Source organism: Pseudomonas fluorescens, from assembly GCF_030344995.1.
In the GTDB taxonomy this organism is placed as follows: Bacteria; Pseudomonadota; Gammaproteobacteria; order Pseudomonadales; family Pseudomonadaceae; genus Aquipseudomonas; species Aquipseudomonas fluorescens_BF.
On record NZ_CP128260.1, the window covers coordinates 55623 to 72902 of the forward strand.

14 protein-coding genes are annotated in these 17280 nt (G+C 55.8%); all 14 read right to left on the bottom strand.

Annotated elements, in window-relative coordinates:
• Window positions 1-2: 2 nt before the first annotated feature.
• The gene (locus tag QR290_RS00290) at window positions 3-239 is read right to left on the bottom strand and encodes a hypothetical protein (protein ID WP_289204073.1); all 237 of its coding nucleotides are present in this window, start codon (window positions 237-239) and stop codon (window positions 3-5) included.
• Window positions 206-868, bottom strand: a complete 663-nt coding sequence (locus QR290_RS00295; protein WP_289204074.1) for a tetratricopeptide repeat protein — start codon at window positions 866-868, stop codon at window positions 206-208. The genes QR290_RS00290 and QR290_RS00295 overlap by 34 nt, the downstream gene beginning before the upstream one ends.
• A 19-nt stretch (window positions 869-887) precedes the next feature.
• Window positions 888-1265 carry a hypothetical protein gene (locus QR290_RS00300; protein WP_289204075.1) on the bottom strand — a complete coding sequence of 126 codons (378 nt, stop codon included), beginning with the start codon at window positions 1263-1265 and terminating at the stop codon, window positions 888-890.
• Between the two features lie 28 nt (window positions 1266-1293).
• Complete coding sequence (locus tag QR290_RS00305) at window positions 1294-1776, bottom strand: hypothetical protein (protein ID WP_289204076.1); 483 nt, start codon at window positions 1774-1776, stop codon at window positions 1294-1296.
• A 99-nt stretch (window positions 1777-1875) separates the two neighbouring features.
• Window positions 1876-2307, bottom strand: coding sequence for a hypothetical protein (locus QR290_RS00310; RefSeq protein WP_289204077.1), 432 nt, complete (start codon window positions 2305-2307; stop codon window positions 1876-1878).
• A 104-nt stretch (window positions 2308-2411) separates the two neighbouring features.
• Complete coding sequence (locus QR290_RS00315) at window positions 2412-3518, bottom strand: tetratricopeptide repeat protein (protein ID WP_289204078.1); 1107 nt, start codon at window positions 3516-3518, stop codon at window positions 2412-2414.
• Entirely contained in the window at window positions 3515-6679 is a 3165-nt protein-coding gene (locus QR290_RS00320) for a hypothetical protein (protein WP_289204079.1), read from the bottom strand. The genes QR290_RS00315 and QR290_RS00320 overlap by 4 nt, the downstream gene beginning before the upstream one ends.
• A gap of 18 nt (window positions 6680-6697) precedes the next feature.
• The gene (locus QR290_RS00325) at window positions 6698-7717 is read right to left on the bottom strand and encodes a tetratricopeptide repeat protein (RefSeq protein WP_289204080.1); all 1020 of its coding nucleotides are present in this window, start codon (window positions 7715-7717) and stop codon (window positions 6698-6700) included.
• Between the two features lie 5 nt (window positions 7718-7722).
• Entirely contained in the window at window positions 7723-9759 is a 2037-nt protein-coding gene (locus QR290_RS00330; RefSeq protein WP_289204081.1) for a type VI secretion system tip protein VgrG, read from the bottom strand.
• Between the two features lie 28 nt (window positions 9760-9787).
• Entirely contained in the window at window positions 9788-10789 is a 1002-nt protein-coding gene (locus tag QR290_RS00335) for a serine/threonine-protein kinase (protein WP_289204082.1), read from the bottom strand.
• On the bottom strand, window positions 10786-11514 hold the full coding sequence (locus QR290_RS00340) for a PP2C family protein-serine/threonine phosphatase (protein ID WP_289204083.1): 729 nt from the start codon (window positions 11512-11514) through the stop codon (window positions 10786-10788). Before QR290_RS00340 ends, QR290_RS00335 begins: the two co-directional genes overlap by 4 nt.
• The gene (gene tssM, locus QR290_RS00345; RefSeq protein WP_289204084.1) at window positions 11514-15053 is read right to left on the bottom strand and encodes a type VI secretion system membrane subunit TssM; all 3540 of its coding nucleotides are present in this window, start codon (window positions 15051-15053) and stop codon (window positions 11514-11516) included. The genes QR290_RS00340 and tssM overlap by 1 nt, the downstream gene beginning before the upstream one ends.
• Before the next feature lie 13 nt (window positions 15054-15066).
• Window positions 15067-15942: a type IVB secretion system protein IcmH/DotU gene (icmH, locus tag QR290_RS00350; protein ID WP_007954389.1), complete on the bottom strand. Its 876-nt coding sequence runs from the start codon at window positions 15940-15942 to the stop codon at window positions 15067-15069.
• A 5-nt stretch (window positions 15943-15947) separates the two neighbouring features.
• On the bottom strand, window positions 15948-17279 hold the full coding sequence (tssK, locus tag QR290_RS00355; RefSeq protein WP_085708838.1) for a type VI secretion system baseplate subunit TssK: 1332 nt from the start codon (window positions 17277-17279) through the stop codon (window positions 15948-15950).
• Between the last annotated feature and the right edge of the window lies 1 nt (window position 17280).

Below are 17280 nucleotides of genomic sequence, written 5' to 3' on the forward strand. Positions count from 1 at the left end.
GTTCAATGTTTCGTTCCCTGAATGACGGATCGCTCAACTGCACGTTGAGGTATTTTCTGCGCCTTGCCGTCGGCGCTCATCGCGTCGCGGTACTGGCTGTAATAACGCTGCGCTTCGTCTTTTCGATCAAGGCGCCAGAGTGAGTCGGCGATGTTCAACATCAGCACTGTGCGTTTACCGACGGCCTCAACGCCGCGATAGAACTTCAGTGCAAGCTCATCTTTGCCGCCCTCGGCCAAGTAAAGCCCAGGTCGTTATAGGCCTGAACATTTTGCGCCGGGGGATGACACGCCATGTAGGACTCTGGACTTAAAAAGACCAGACCCCATTCGATGGACTCTGCTCGGGACTGCGCCAGTTCGTTACTTGTGACATGTTTCAGCAAGTCCTTTGGAGACCTCGTCTCCAGGGCGGGAGTGAGCACTTCGCCGTCGTCGGTAACCCATTGATTGCCCTTCCACTGGCCGACACAAAAAGTGGCCGAACGATCAACCAGCACGCAACCGGTCTCCATTGAGATAACCGTGCAATGCTGTTGCGACACTAGCTTCTCTTCACCGTTTTCGTCCGACAACATGCCGAAAATCACCGGGTCGAGCAGCAAGGTTTTCTTGTCAGGACTGAGCATATTGGAGTGCCCATCGGCGGCAATATCGGCGCCAAAGAGCGGGAAGGTTTTGCCATTGGCGGTGAACCATGCAGTCGCCGAATCAACACCGGGCATCGTCCATTCTGTAGCCCGAAACGACACCGTGTGCCCGCTGATACCAACTATTGGCGGGGCCTCGGCAAAGGCGCTCATAGCTCCGAACAGACAGCCGATCATCAATACCCACTTAAGGCTGCCCGCGAGAAGATGCTGATTCATGGAAAATTCCCTTTTGCCGTTAACCGGCCTGTTGTCCAGCCAGGCACTTTGCGTACCCGTCGGCGAATTTGGCATCGAATGACAATTCCACCGGCTCTTCCAGTTCAGCCGAGGTATTGAGCAGCACCCGAGTGGCCGGGGTGTATTTGATCCAGCCGATAGTGCCGGTGCCGTCCGTATCAAAGAGCAACTGGGCTCGCACCATTTCACCGTCGTCTTCATCAATCAGCAGGTTGACCTTGTCCTTGCCGACATAGCGAAACGGGAAGTTGCTGCTCCTGACCATTTCGGTGAGATAGCCGTAGCAACTCCCGGCTTCGGCACTTGCCGGAATGGCATAGGTGAAGGGCAACAGTAGAAGTGCATTCAGCATGGGCCGAATGGAAAAGCGGTTCATCCAATCTTCCTTAATCAAACAACGGCGATCAAAAATCCTTGAACGTCAGCAGCCGGAACTCGTTGTTCACAAACTCGAAGTAGCGGGTCCTGTAGCGGCTTTCCAGCTCATTACCCTGCGCGTCCTCTTCGGTATCGGCCGCAATGCCGGAAACAATGAGCAGACGGCTATCAGGCCGGTTCGACAGGCTTAACGCGTTGCCGTCGTATGCGTTCGGCAGTCCGCCGACAACCTCCCCCGTACGCGCATCCAGCACTTCGCCGCAAATGGCACTGCCACCACAACCGACTCGGTAAAAGATGTAGTGGCCGGCAAAGTTGACCTTGCCTTTGAGTGCCTGCGCACGAGCCTTATCCATCATCGAGTTGCTGTGTTCTTGCGGCACAGGCTCATGATTAGTGCCGGCGAACACTGGGGTGACGGTGTAATCCTTGAAAGCCGGGCTGGCGGCGTAAGCCACGGACGTGGCAATGGCCAAGAGACTGCCGAGTAGAACTGAGCATCCTTTCATGCTGTAACTCCGTTTTTCGTCGGACGAAAGGTTGTCATCTCGCCATCGCGAACGTTGAATCCAAGAATCCACAGAGAGCTAAACCCAACCTCATTCCGCTCATTTTTCGCCCTGCTCCCAGTTGCAACCCACTGCCAGAGAAGCGTCGATATTCGGGTTAAGCAGGAAGCTATATTTCCTGCCGTTGGACTTATTGGTGTAAACCATCGAAACGCTCATCGCTGCTTGGGTGATCCACTCATAGGTTCCCGTGATCTTGCCGTCGACAATCTCGGACCACGTACTGGTGTTTTGTGTGGGTTCGTCCGGGGCAAGTATTTCTTCCTGATGATCCGTCAGTACGATAGAAATCGGCGTTTTCGACTTGGCGTATTTAACGAAACCACCCAACCAATTGCTGTCGTGATCGTAGAAGGTTCTGAGTTCGAACTTGATCGAGTGGGTGTCATCAAAGCAGTAGTTTTCGGACGTGACCACGCAGTGGGCGGGAAGGGGAACAAACGCCATGAATAAAGGGAGTAGCTGTTTCATCAAAAAATGCCCTATGGGACAGATCTACCTGGAGCCCATGCAGACCAATGTCATCGGGCAGCAATTATTTTTTTTTGATCTTATTAAGCGACTGCAGCAGATAGTCAAGAGCCAGATCGCTCCACAACTCTCTTAGGAACTTTCTCGCCCTTACCTGACTGCTTCATCATAGAACTATATTTATTGTAGTTCTCCACCGCTAATTCCTTTCGACTTAAACCCCAGTAAGCATCTGCTATATTTAAGTAGGCGACCGTTCTTTCCGGATTTTCAGAAATGACTTTTTTTAGCAGCTCAACAGATTCTGCATAGTACCCAGCCTCTGCAAACAAAAAACCAAGATCGTTAGACCAACTAACTTTATCAGGATAGTAGTAAGCCTCAGCTATATAACTCTCAGGAGCGCACGATTCGCTATCGCCGCCATCGGCAACAAGACTCCCCATAGCTTTTATTAGTTTGTTTTTGTCATTCCCTTTAAATGCCGCCAGTGCTTGATCAGCCGTCGACACTACAAATGACGACATGAGCTTCTGTCGCTTAATTCGACCTTCTTGAATTTCAAAATTCAACTTCTGAAGATACTCAAACGCACCAACCCCATCAAAACTCTCGATAGATTTAGAAATCAAGTCATTTACAGGTAAAACGTAGGCACTCTTAAGAGACCGATCACAAGATTCATTATTAACTGTATACACAAGCTTACTAACCGCAACGCTTTTACGGGCGGCATCATATTGAAACTGAACGTTAAAATTATGTGTAACCTCATCTTCTTTTTTTGTAACTAAGTTCACAACATCTCCTACAACGTGTGAGTCCGAATTAAAGGTATAGGTTTCCGCCTGAGAATCCACAACACTTATAGTTCTATCAATACCTTGAAGAACCGACACTTCAAAGCCATCAAAACTACTAGGTGAATACGCATTGTTAATTTTAGCCAATGCGGAATTTGCGCTAAAAATAACTTTTCTTTCCCCCGATACATCAGCAAGCAAAACTAATCTATCGGGAAGTGATGCAATATCATTCCTTTCGACTATGAGCTTTTGAGCCCCCATTCCGGAAATCAAATTTATAGCAAACTCTTTTTTAACTCTCTCCGGGGAAGGAAGATTTTCGCTCGGGTCTCCCCACGAAAGCTGACTAGCAAAAGTGGTAAACAAAAAAATCTGTAGCCCCAAAACTTTTTTTGAAATAATCACTTATTTAGCTCCTGATAGATAGCAGTAAAATTATTCCTACGCTCCCCATAGCTGTCAGTATGCTTGTTAACAACTTCCGTAATTTTATTAGTAGAATCCGTGTCCGGTGCGACCAGATTATTTATATTATTCACATCCCAAAATCCCATAGCCGATAAGAGCCCTATTTTCGTATCCAGCAATTGATCTGGATTAGAAACCATTTCAATGGTTTCTTCAGGAATTTTTTGTTTTAAGCGGTCTTCTACCACCTGATAGTTCGACTTCCATGTTAGCTGGATAAATCCTTTACCTTTATATTTTTTACCTTCTTCGCAGCCACCCTGAGTCAACACAAATGCACCTTGAGCCGAGTTGCAGCAATAGATACGCTTTGCTATCTCATCTTCATTGGGAAATTGAGAATAAGCTTTATTCTTTCGAATCGTATAGGCACTTTTCGCCGCGGGACTTAACGCATTATACTGCGCCATCGTAATACGTTTATACCCATACAATTCTGCCTCGGCAGGATAGGTATTAAAATATCTTCCAAACTTAGATCTGAGAGCTTCAGCCGAATACCAAAGATCTTCCACTTTGCCTACCAGCGCACTACCAACCTCAGTTTTAACTTGGGCAAAAAATTGTGCCATTTTCGGTGCGGTGTTGATTTCAAAACGATCAGCATACTTATTAAATAACCCCCTAACCTCTTCACGCTTTTCCTCAGAAGAGTCCGGAAACATTTTCTTCATTTGATCAAAAGAAATTAGCTCCGAAACAGAAGAGGTAAAACCTGAGACAAACTCTATAGGATGAAAATGCCAAACCAGACTGGTTTCAGGTGAAGCCTTTCCAGATAGCTCATCCCAGAAGATAAAGCTATCGATCCTTTCTTTCTCATGGGCTTTCAGTTTTGGCGAATGAGCCAAAATATCATCCAGCCGACTCCATTTTGGTTGATTAGCCTTATCTTTCCACTCAGTTGGGTGCTTGGCGACAAGCTTTGACCATTGGGAGCGCGTATCAGTATCCTTCAACGCATCAGCCAACTCTGAAGCATCTATTTCTTTATTATTGTTCTTATCGATTTTATCAAACAATTTCTTGAAGAAAATGGGCATATCATTCGGATCGAGAAAACCATCAGCAGTGGCGTTCGACTCTTCAACTACTTGAAAACCGAGCTTCTCCCAATCATGCTGCGAGATTAACGGCGCGCCGACTTTTTTTATCAATCCAGCCACGCTTTGACCTTCGTCTTTGACATTCACCTCGTACCATTCTTGCGAGTCCTTATAAATTGCTATCTTGCTTAAATCGATAGCGTGCGACTCCTTGAGAATCACGTCTCCCGCCGCTGGTGGTTTTAGCCTAAGGGAGGTACCTTTTACCAAGGACAAATACTTCTTCCCAGTTTTCAAACCAGCAGTATTTTTTAGAAAATCTTCAACACTTGCATCAGCAGTAAAAACCTCTACATGAACCTGAAATTTCTCGCTGACATCTCCTGCCTCAGTAATATTCTCTATTTGGCCTAGATATCCTATCGGATCTCCTGCCTTAATTCCGACACCAACATTTAAAACAGAATCAACAGCCGCTGGCTCAGTTACATTCCACTTCAACACATTGTTTTCCGGCGTATTTTCTACACACGCCCAAAATTTAGGCGGTATATTTCCAGTAGCAACCAGATCACCACTTATCAAAGTACATTCAGCCATTCGCTTCACTGAGGTGCCTAGTACTAAATTAAGTACCTTCTGACTGTCGAATTCCACGACACTATTCATAATCAACTGCATAGTGCCGTGCGGGGCACCTGCCGGTTTTCCATTGCTTGCCTCTAGGGGGGGCTCATAAAGAGGAAGTTTATTAACAACTGTCCCCTTAACTTTCCCCTGCCAATAATTAGGGCGCTCCCGTTCCGGCACCTTATCAGCAGTCCAAGTTCTATTACCAGCATTATTTTTATACGGCTCACCGCCCTTCAAATAAGCAAACCAAACCTCTCCGCCTACCTCTTTTGTTTTCTGAGAGCCTAGTCTCACCTCACCAGAAATGATCTTGCCTTTAGCATATATACGATCGGTATCAGCAATAGGCTTTTGATCTAAAATTTCCAGTTTGGAACCTTTAGCCAACTTACCTAAAGAAACTATACTACTGGATACAGGAAGCTCCTCGTACGCATTAAAATCACCAACCATCATCGTTACCTTGGGCTTGGGTATATCCACAGACGGCAAAGGATAGCGTTCGAAAGGCAAAAGATGCATATACAGACTAAAAAATATTAGTTTGTTTTGCTTATTCTTATTCGCACCTTCCTCTGGGTTAGGCGCGGACTTATATTCATGCCGAACCAAACAAAACGAGTTTGAGTATTTTAGTTTTTTGTTATCACCGTCGGCGTCAAATGTTGACTCCAGATAGTCTTTATTAAGCCGATAAGCAACCACCTCACCATCTGCAATGCAGCGTATTGGCTCATCTAATACGCATTGCGGAGCACTTGCACTGCTGATATGAATTCCGCCGTGCCAGAATTTATTACTGCCAAGCAAGAATTGACCAGAAGTTTCGTTTTCAAGGGCTTTGTATACTTCATCTGCTCCAGTGAACTGCTTACCATCTGGTTTTCTAAATGGATATTGAAAACTCATCAATGGTGCAGCCCCCGCAGCTGCCGGTGCGGGAGCGGGAGCGCCACCCCCCGTCCGAGTCGACTCCTTAACCCTTAAAAATTTTGTAGGGACTGGCCAGTACCAAGCCTTCCCAACGGCACCGAATTTGGCAGTGGCTGGTCCAGAACTTTGTGCTCCGAAGAATTCTCCAAACTCAGAATCCAGCGTACTGTCATAACTTTCTACAATACCTGTATGGTTTAACGTCTTATTTTGATGATTTGACGTGGCATTAATCCAGAGTACGATATCTCCCCGCTTCACATTAGCCGGGCTTATCACATCGTAATATTTGAGCGCTTCCTGGCTATTAAGCCCGGCGGTATTCTGATAAGGAACTTCGTAGCCCGCCCCCGTCAGCAACAAGTTAACCATATGAGAACAGTCGACAATTTTTTTACCATTCTCTACAGCGTAACCATCCCCGCCCTCCTTATAGCTATAATTCGCGCTGGTGTAATTTCCAGATAAATCCAGTGGCTCTGTCATTTCTGCTTCCTGCAATAATCAATAGCAATAGCTGGCTTTAGCAATTCCAGCAGGCTGCTTATTCAGACGTTCCAAATGTGCGATAGACCCTTTGCTGCCTTTTTGGGCAGCGAGTTGGTAGCAGGCAATCGCCCTGGACATGTCCTTAGTAACCAATTCTCCAGTTTCAAAGGCTCGACCGAGTGCATTTGTTGCAAAGGCATCTCCCATACGGGCCGCCTGCGTCAACGCTTCTTCAGCCTCTGCTGGATGCTGGCATGGAGCATTAGAGGAAACATTGTTTCCATCGCAATAAAACAACGAAAGGCTCATCGCACCCTCAGGCAAAGTGGTCGCTGCTGCCTTGAATAGCTGTTCAACCTTATTAGTTTCTAGCTGCGGAGCCATGCCAGAAAGGCTCAAACTTGCAGCATTCAAACTAGCCTGAGGATCACCGGAAGCTGCTGCGCATAGGTAGTTTTCCAAAGAAGCTTCAAATAACTCACCTGTGAGTCGGTACTGCTCTAACCCCCCCAGGCCTCTGAAGGCTTCTGCACGCTGGAAGCAAAAGTTCTCTGCCTCGCTCATGTGGGCATTGCTCGCCTCTACGAGATCTTTTTCTCTGATCGACCAATCTTCAATACCCTCAAGCACCCAACACGCTTGGCGAGAAAAGTTGAAAATCTTGACGTTGCTGTTGCCCGCCCGTTTATCCACTACGTTGAAATGACTATCGTCGATCGCTTCAACCACCACGCCTTCAGTCTTGTCTGGGCCCACAGGCGACATTAGCGGAAATGGCAAACTGGAGCTCTTGACTCCCGTCGTTTGTGGCTCAAAAATTCCGTGCTCTCCCACCGGTTTCAAAACCAGTGACTTCACCGTCATCGCGGTCAACCGCTGCTGAGTTTCAGCATTCGCGGAGAACGCTGGCAGGAACTGGGAAAAGTCCTCAGACGGACACTCATCCGCATAAGCGCTGCCATGAAACAGGCTCAGCAGCGAGGCGGTGAAAGCCGCTACGGCGAAGCCATTTCTCTTCTTCAACAAACCATTCATGTCGATCACTCAGAAAACACAAAAAAAGCCTTCGGCTTAACCTTCTCAGGCGGCGCATTCAACAACGCCTGATCCATCAAACTCCCCGCCTTATCCTTATCCGCCGCCCCCGGCAGCACCGGCGGTTTGATCCCGATGCCAGTGCCCGCTCCCGGCGAGCCGCCGGCGTTGATCTTCACCACCGGCCCAACCACGGTCACTCCGCCGCCATCGAGCTTGATGAAACTGCCGCCGCCGAGAATCGTCAGTTCGGAACCGGCCTCGATGACGATCTTGTCCCCCGCCTTGATGTGTATCTCTTTGCCGACGCTGGTCAGTTGCGCCGTCCCGAGCTTCACATGCTGGCTTTCACCAATAGTCAGGTGGTCGTCCAGCCGTGCTTCGATCTTGCGGTCGCTGATGGTGGTGCGATGTTCTTCAGCCTTGAGCTCGGTGTAGGTGTTCTTCACCACAGTGTCGTGGCGTTCATTCCCCACCCGAATCTTCTGATCGTGCTCGACGTTTTCATCCCAGTCGCGCTGGGCGTGGATGAAGATTTGTTCGGCGCCTTTTTTGTCTTCGATGCGCAGTTCGTTGTAGCCACCGCCGCCCGGGGAGCTGAGGGTTTTGAAGACGCTGCGGGTCTTGTTCGCCGGCAAGGCGTACGGCACCGGGTTTTCCTTGTGGTACAGGCAGCCGGTCACCAGCGGTTGGTCGGGGTCGCCTTCGAGGAAGGTGACGAGGACTTCCATGCCGATGCGCGGGATGGAGATGGCGCCGTAGCGGTCGCCGGCCCAGGAGCTGGAGACGCGCAGCCAGCAGCTGGTTTTGTCGTCGGCCAGGCCTTCGCGGTCCCAGTGGAATTGCACTTTGATGCGGCCGTATTGGTCGCAGTGGATTTCTTCGCCTTTGGGGCCGGTGACCATGGCGGTCTGGCTGCCGAGGACGCGGGGTTTCGGGTGTTCGAGGGCCGGGCGGTAGAACACGTCCCACGGGGTGGCGAGGAAGCGGTTGCGGTAGCCCTGGTGGAAGTCGCCCTTGTTGTCGGTGGTGTCGCTGGTCACCGACTCTTCGAGGACTTGCGGCTGTTTGCCTTCGTGGAAAATTTCGGTGAGCAGCCACAGGTCGTTCCACTCGCTGCGCGGGTGGTCGGACATTTCCATGAAGTGGCCGCTGACCAGTCGGGTCTGGTCGCTGCGGCCTTCGGCCTGACGGTAGTCGGCGCGGTGGCGTTCGAGGGCGCGCTGGCTGAGGAACTTGCCGCGCGCGCGGTCGATGAAGCGGCCGGGGTAGTCGTAGTCTTCCAGATCCGGTTCAGTGCTCTCGCCGTCCGGCTTGTAGGCCGCTTCCATTTGCAGACGCGGCTTTTCAAAGTCGTAGTCGCGGCGGGTGGTGCGGCTGGTGCGGGTTTCCAGGCGCAGCTTGAAGCCTTTGATCACCGGCTCTTCGGCGACCATGCCGCTGCCCTGCACATACGCGGTCGGCTGGCCGAGATTGGGGAACACGGTCTGGTCGTCGCCGAACACCAGCAGGTGGCCTTTCTTGCTGTGCTGGAAGTGGTAGTGAATGCCTTCTTCTTCGCACAGGCGCTGGACGAAGTGCAGGTCGGTTTCGTCGTACTGCACGCAGTAGTCGCGATCCGGGCACGGCTGGCTCAGCTGGAAGCTGTAGGCGTTGCCCTTGATGCCGTGCTCGTCGAGGATCAGCGCGATGATTTTCGGCGCCGACATCTGCTGATAGATGCGCTGGTTGGTGCGGTGATGCAGGTATTGCAACTGCGGCACCAGCGAAACCTTGTAGCGGGTCAGGCGCTTGCCGGCATCGCCTTGGGCGACGCGGTAGATCTGGCCGTGGATGCCGGAGCCCTGCGGATCGAGGGCGAGGAACGCCTGCTTGTGCAGGAGTTTTTCCAGGTCCAGATCCGGGTTTTCGCTGACCAGTTCCAGGTCGAAACGGAACGGCTGGCTGATGCCTTCGGTGCCGGTGAACGACAGGACTTGCAGGTCGCCTACGTAGTCTTCGACCGTCAGGCTGAAGTGCGTTTCGTTAGCTGGGTTGAACATAGTGTGCTCCCTGTTCGAATGTCATCCGTTACGCCCTCAGCCGCAAACGCTGCAACCAGGACGAGGTGGCGCCCAAGGCGTCACGCAATTGGTCGGCAGAAATGTTGCGCTCTGCCGCGTCAAAGGCCAGCGCGGTGCGCAGCGCCGGCCAGCAGTGTGTCGGCAGATGTGCCGGGGCTTGCAGTTCGCGATCCAGATGTTCGTCACGGGCCTGGGTCGAAGGCAAGCGGCGGAACGGGTGTTTGCCCCCCGCCAGTTCATAGATCACACAGGCTACGCCGTACACGTCCGCGCTGGCCGACAACGGTTGGCCCTCAAGCAGTTCGGGGGCGGCGTAGCCCGGGGTCCAGGCATTGAAGCGCTCGCGGCTCAGGTGCGGCAGGCCGGGCAGGATGCCCTCCTCGGCCTGCCCGAGACCGAAGTCGAACAGGCGCACGCCGTCTTCGCTGAGCATCACGTTGCTCGGCTTCATGTCTCCGTGCAGCACACCACGACGGTGGGCACAGGCCAGCGCGTCGAGCAGCGGCAGCGCGATGTCGCGCAGTTCTTTCCACGGCAGGCCCAGTGGCCGCTCGCAGAGCAATTTGTCCAGGGTCAGGCCACGCATGAGTTCCATGGTGATGAAGGCCCGCTGGCAATCGGTGTCGACTTCGAACGTGTGCGGTCGCAGCACGTTGTCGTGGCGCAGGCGTCGGGTCAGGGCGAACTCGCTGTAGAGCAAGGCACTGGCGTCCGGCGACTCGGCAAATTCTTCGCTGAGGATTTTCAGCGCAATGTAAGGATCGGGATCGCCGAACTGTTCGTGCAACAGATCCCGGGCCCGGTAAACCGCACCCATGCCACCGGCCCCGAGCAGACGCTCGAGGTGGTAGCGGCCTGCCAGAACATCCGGCAGTTCGCCGACGCTGGCCTTGGTCGGCGCCAGCGCGGGTTCGGCGTTGTGCTGCTTTGCAAAAGCGAAATAGGTCAGGTTGTTGGCCTGCTCTTCGCTCATCAGCAAGTCGTCGACTGAGGATTCGATTTCAGTCATTGGCGGATCACCACGGCAGTCAGATTGTCGCGAGCGGCACCCCGCAGGGCACCGTCGAACAGACGTTCCAGCGCCACATGTGGCGCCGCCAGGCTGAGCGCATTGCCGAGGGCATTGCTGCTCAGGCCTTGATACAAACCATCGCTGCACAGCAGGAACACATCGCCCGGATACACCTCGAGTTCCAGCACATCCAGCGTCAGTTGTTCCGCCGCGCCCACCGCCCGGGTCAAAGCCTGGGCGGCCGGATGCGCCGCAGCCTGTTCGACGCTCATCTGTTGCTCGTCGATCAGTTGCTGCTGCAGCGAATGGTCCTTCGACAGCTGATACAACCGCTGCCCGCGCCACAGGTAGCAACGGCTGTCGCCGGCCCAGATGCAGGCCGCGCGATTGCCGTCTACCAGCAACGCCACGACGGTGCTGCCCATGATGCTGTCGTGACGCCCGGCGGTGACGGTCAACTCCTGCCCCAGGCGCCGGTTCAGCCAGTGCAGGCACTGGCGGATGGCTTTGAGGCGTTCGTCGAAGTCCTCGTGTTGCGGCAGTTCAGCCAGGCTGGCGACGATCAACTGGCTGGCGATGTCGCCACCCTGATGACCGCCCATGCCGTCCGCGACCACCCACAGCCCATGCTGCGGGGTGTCGAGGAAGGCATCTTCGTTGCGCGACCGTACCTTGCCCGGATCGGTTCGCGCCGCGCTGCGCCAGGGACTGGCCACCAGCATCAGAGCTGCACCGGCATACGGAAGGTGCGCATCACGCCCATGTCGAACGGGTTCGGAGTGCGCTGGCTGGTCAGCAGGTAGTTGGCGCGCAGGCCACCTACGTCGGCTTTCAGCACCAGCACGTCACGACCGGTCAGGTACTCGGTCTGCATCAGGTCGAACAGACGGAACAGCGACCACGGGCCGGAGTTCTTCTCGATGCCGATCGGGCGGCCGGCCATCTTGTCCATGACCAGACTGGTGCGACCGTCTTCAGCATCGGTCGGCCACTTGAAGTTCATTGGCAGGATCGGACCGTGGCGGTATTCCATGGTCTTGTCGCCGAACTTGAACTCGGAACGGCTGACCGCCGGATCGAGGGTGTACGGCTCCAGCTTGAACTGCACGGTCGGTTCGGCCGGGTTGATCGAGAAGAAGCTCTGGCGAATGTTCAGTGCAGCCGCCATTTGGTCGAGGAAGACCTTGGACACCGGCAGGCTGCGACCGTCGATGCTGCGCATCCGGTAGTTGCCCGGATCACCGCTGACGAACGGACGCATGTAGCTGTCGAAGAAGCGGTCGATGGTGCCTTGAGCCCGGAAGAACTCGCGGAAATCGCTGATCGCCACGTCGCTGGTGCTCGACGCGCTGAACGGATAGCGCTTGCTGATGGTTTTGCCATACACGCTGTACAGCTCGTTCTGATAACGGCCGTTCAGGTATTGGTAGGCATCGTTGAGCACCAGGCGCCACGAGTCTTCAGCCAGCACGTTGAACCACACGCTCAGCGGACGCGGCAGACGACCCGACGCATTGCGCAGGTTGGTCAGCGCATCGCGCTGGCCGCTCATGCGGGTCTTGGCCAGTTCGAACGCGGCCTGCTCCGGCGTGCTGGAACGGGCGAGGCCGGCCAGTTGCAGTTGCAGGTCGTTGAGCGCGGTGAAGGCCGGGGTCAGGTCAGCGGCCGGGCCGTTGTTGTCGTCGAGCAGTTTATGCAGCGGCTCGAAGCGACGTTGCAGGGACTTCTTGGCGGTGTCCGGCAGATTCTTCGCTACGTTCATCGCCGAAGCCTTGTCGGCGACAGCGGAAGCGAGTTTGCCGACCTTGCCCAGTTTGCCCTTCTGCCCCGCCAGCGCATCGGCGGCGTCACCGGCTTCGTCCACCGGTTCAGGAGCAGCCGGGAAACGAGTGTTCTCACGCACTTCGGTCAGCAGCGCCAGCACCGGCGAGTTGGCCGAGGTCAGGCCCGCCAGTTGCTCGGCGCCTTCACCGGCATCGCTGATCGGTGGCAGTGCCACCTGGCCAACGGCCTCGCTCCAGTAGTTGGCGTAGTCGCGGAAGTACAGCTGCTCGAGCTCGACCATCAGGCGACGCAGATCCATGTCGCTGATGCCCGCGCCTTCTCCCAGCACCCAGTTGTCACGCAGGATGTCGGTCACCAGCGACGCGCCTTGTACCGAGAAATACTGCTGATAACCGGTCTGGGTGTAGAAGCCCGGGATCACGTATTCGGTGCCAATGAACAGCGAGCCCTGCGGCCCGAGGTGTTGGCTGAACCGATAGTCCGGCAGGTTGCGCGCCTGCTCGCGGAGCATGCGGTAAACCACGTTTGCCAGCGATTCACTGCGCAGAACCTGACGCGCCTGAGTCACCAGTTGCTCGTTGAGCGGATAGATAAACGGCAGCTTCAGCAGACGCTCAAGGTGCGCGTTCAAACCGTTCTGCACGGCGGTGTTGCCGGTGTAGCGCTGCGACCAGTCGGTAGCGACCCAATCCTTGAGCCAGGCCGCGTCACGACGATCCTTCATGTTCAGCATCAGGTACGCGCGCAGGCTGTTGATCAGCTTTTCGCGGTCCTTCATGTTGGCGCGGATCTGGCCTTCGAGCATGGTGGCAACACGCGGCAGCAGTTGCTTTTCAAGCTCGCGCTCGTAAGCTTCCTTGACCACCGGATTGACGTCCTGGCCCTGATACAGACCGACGCGTTCGTGGTACGCAGCGTCGCCCTTTTTCGGGAACACCTGAGTCGCGGCGTAGCTGGTGTCGAGGGTTTTCAGCGTGCCCATGGCGTCATCGCGCGGCGACAGCGCCGTGCGTTGCTGGGTCCAGTTCTGCGCCAGATTGCGCAGGTTTTCCAGACGCTCCCAGTTGGCCGAGAAACCACCGGCCCAAAGCATGCCGAACAGCACCAGCGCGCCCAGTGCACCGACGTACAACGCACGCTGGCCCCAATGGATGCGGCTGCGCTCGCGCTTGTCCAGACCGGCGAGGTCGGACTCGGGGAAAATCACTCGGCTGAGCAAATGATGGATGAACCGCGAACGACCGCTGCGCAGTGTCGGCAGCACGCCGGCGCTCATGCCCAGACTCGCGCCGATGCCGGCGGTGGTCGAATCCATTTCGTGGGTCAGGTGCGGTGCGCTGGTCAGGTAGAAACCACGCAGCAGCGTCGCACGCTGGTAGCGGTTACCGGTAAACGCCATGTCGACGAACAGGCACAGGCGCTCGCCGATCTGCCCCATCTGGTGCGGGAAGTCGAGGATGCGGCCACGGCGCTGGGTGTCGCGCTCGGAGTGCATGCGCATGATCACCTGGCTGTTGAGGCGACGCAGCAGCTCTTCGAACTCGCCGCGCAGCACAGCCACGTCGGTGCCGACCTGATCCTTGCGGAAACTGGTGCCCAGCACCTGATCGCTTTCTTCGCGGGTCAGTTGGTCGAAGAACTCGTCGAAGCCCAGCAGCTTGTCAGCCTTGCTCAGCACCAGATACACCGGCACATCGACGTGCAGCTTCTGATAGACGTCTTGCAGACGCGCGCGCACCTGGCGGGCCAGGGTGTCGATGTCCTGCTCGCTGCCACCGGTCAGGGTTTCCACCGGGATGGTCACCAGCACGCCGTTCAGCGGACGACCGCGACGACGCTTGCGCAGCAGTTCCAGCAAAGTGGTCCAGGCGCTGCCGTCGACTTCCGAATCCGGTTGGGTCAGGTAGCGGCCGGCGGTGTCGATCAGCACACCATGATCGGCGAAGTACCAGTCGCAGTGACGGGTGCCGTGGGTGTCGCGGGTCAGCTTGCGGTCGATCTTGTTGATCGGGAATTCCAGCCCGGAGAAGTCCAGCAGGCTGGTCTTGCCGCTGGCCTGCGGGCCGATCAGCAAGTACCACGGCAAGTCACTGCGCCAGCGCTCGCTGCGGCCGCGATACAGGCTCGAAGTCTTCAGGGTTTTCAGGGCGTCCTTGAAACGCTCCTTCAACTCTTTCTGCTCTTCTTCGATCAGTTCGTCACGGCGGATACGGTCCTGGCCGTCTTCGGTTTCTTCGACGGCTTTCTTGCGGATACCGGCGCGCCAGCTGACGAAGACCATGGTCAGGCCCCAGATCAGGAACAGCACGGCGATAGTCAGCAAGCGCGAGGTGGAACTCTCCCAGAACTTGTAGTCATCCACCGCCAACAGCGGGCCGACGAACCACACCAGCAGCGCCACGAACAGCACCAGCAGCAAGGTCCAGACCCAGGTCTGGCGCAGGAAGGCACCGACTTTCTTGAAAAACTTTTTCATCACACGTCCCTGTTTACGGCTGCGACTGCGGCTGGACCGCGGCCGGATCAAGCGGCTGATAAGGTTGCAGAACGGTGTCGCGCTGCTCGCCCAAGACCCAGGCGAAGCCCGAATACATCATCACCAGGCAGACGAAGGTGAACAGCACCACCATCCACGCCGGCACGATGCGCACCAGGTTGCGGCGCTGATCGTTGAGGCCTTCCCACTGCGGCGACAATTCACGCGGCACGTCGCCGCGCAACTGACGGATCTGCCGGTACAGGGCGTCGCGGATGCCTTCGAGTTCCAGCATGCCGCGCGCCTGCACGCGGTACTTGCCCTCGAAACCAAGGGACAGGCACAGGTACATCAGCTCCAGCATCGGCAGGTGCTTGACCGGGTTTTTCGACAGCCGATCGAGCAGTTGGAAGAACTTCTCGCCACCGAAGGTTTCGTTGTGGAAGCTGCTGAGCAGGCTCATCTGCGACCACTCGCTTTCGTTGCCCCACGGCGTGGTCACGACGGCTTCGTCGACCACGGTGCAGAGCACGTAACGGGCGGCCATCACCTGGCTGCTTTCGGCGCCGTTGTGCAGAGCGCGTACTTCAAACAGCTTGAGCCCGGCGGTCAGGCGCTCGTTGAGCGCGTAGAGGTCTTCGCGGGTTTCGCTGTGCTTGAGGCGCACCACTTCCGACAGCAGTTCGGACGAGGCCGCCACCAGCGAATTGAGGCTGATGTTGAAGGCTTCCGCCGGGCGCAGGCGCGCGGCGTAGATCATCCGTTCTTCCAGTTGTTCGAAGCGCGGCGGCGCGGCGAAGTCGGTCAGCGGACTCGCCGCCGGGCCATGGCCCTGACGGTCGAGCAGGACGGTTTTGTCGTCCTGGTTGTGTTCCATGTCCTTGATCATGTCGGTCAGTTCCTGATGGCCCAGAATTTCAGTTCAAGCTCGGCAAATTCGCCGGACACGTGGAACGCGAAGCCGCCAGAGCGCTCGAGTTGTGCCAGGTCTTCGGAACTGAGTTCGAGGATGAAATAGGTTTTGTTGGAGTGGAACGCGATCTGCCGCGGGGCCACCGGCAACGGTTTGACCTTGATCCCCGGCAGGTGCAGGTTGACCAGTTGGCGGATGCGCTCCACCGGGCCGACCTTGAGGTGCGCAGGCAAGCGGTTGCGCAGTTCTTCGGAGTCGCAGTTGGCACTGGCTGCCAGCACGAACGACGCCGAGCCCAGCAGTTTGTGGTCGTGCAGCGGCGACACGATGATCCCGTACTGACGCGCTTGCAGGATCAGTTCGATGGCGTGCTGTTCCAGCACCATCGACAGCACCTGACGGATCGACTCCATCAGTTTGCGGAAGCTCGCACCCTGGTCGGCGTGGGAGTAACGGCTGTCCAGACGCGGGCGTTTGCTGTCGCTGGAGAAGGTCGCCAGATCACCGAGCATGGTCAGCAGCGTGCGGTACAACTCTTCCGGGTGAACCTGCTCCAGGCCCAGGTAGTGGCGCAGCAGCAGTTCGGTGCGGTTGATCAGTTGCAGCATCATGAAGTCGCCGATTTCCGCGCCACCGACCTTGCCGTTGGAGCGAATACGCTCGGCAATGGTGTCGCCCCGGTGGCCGAGCATGCTGATCACTTCTTTCAGGCACGACAGCAGGTAGCTGGAAGCGTGAGCCTGAATGTAGGTCGGCACGAAGTCCGGATCGAGGCTGATCACACCGTCCGGCGTGGTGTCGAGCACGTCGCAGATCTTCAGCTTCACGTAGGCCTGGTCGCTCTGCTGCTCGCCGAGCAACAGTTTGAAGTCCGGGCGACCGCATTTGACCTGGCTCGCTGAGTCGTCGCCGGCGTTGGAGTCGGCCACTTCGGTTTCGTAAGCGGTGTAGCGCGCCAGCACGTCGGACTGCTCCGGGCGACGGGCCTCGATGTGGTTGCCGGTGACCAGTGGCAGCGCCAGGTAGATCGGCGTATTGCCAGTGTTCGGCGGAATGTCCAGCGCCAGCGGTTCGGTGTTGCCACCGAGTTCGAACAGACTGCCGTCCGGCAGGATCCCCGAGGCTTCACTGATCACCAGTTTGCCCATGTTGAGGAACTGCAAGTCGATCTCCAGATTCAGAAAACCCCAGGTGTAACCACCCAGCAACTGGGTGCGGGTCTTCATCTGGTGATCGTAGTAGCGGTCGTTGTGCTGGAAGTGCTGCGGACGCAGCAGCATGCCTTCCTGCCAGATGACTTTATGGGTATTCATG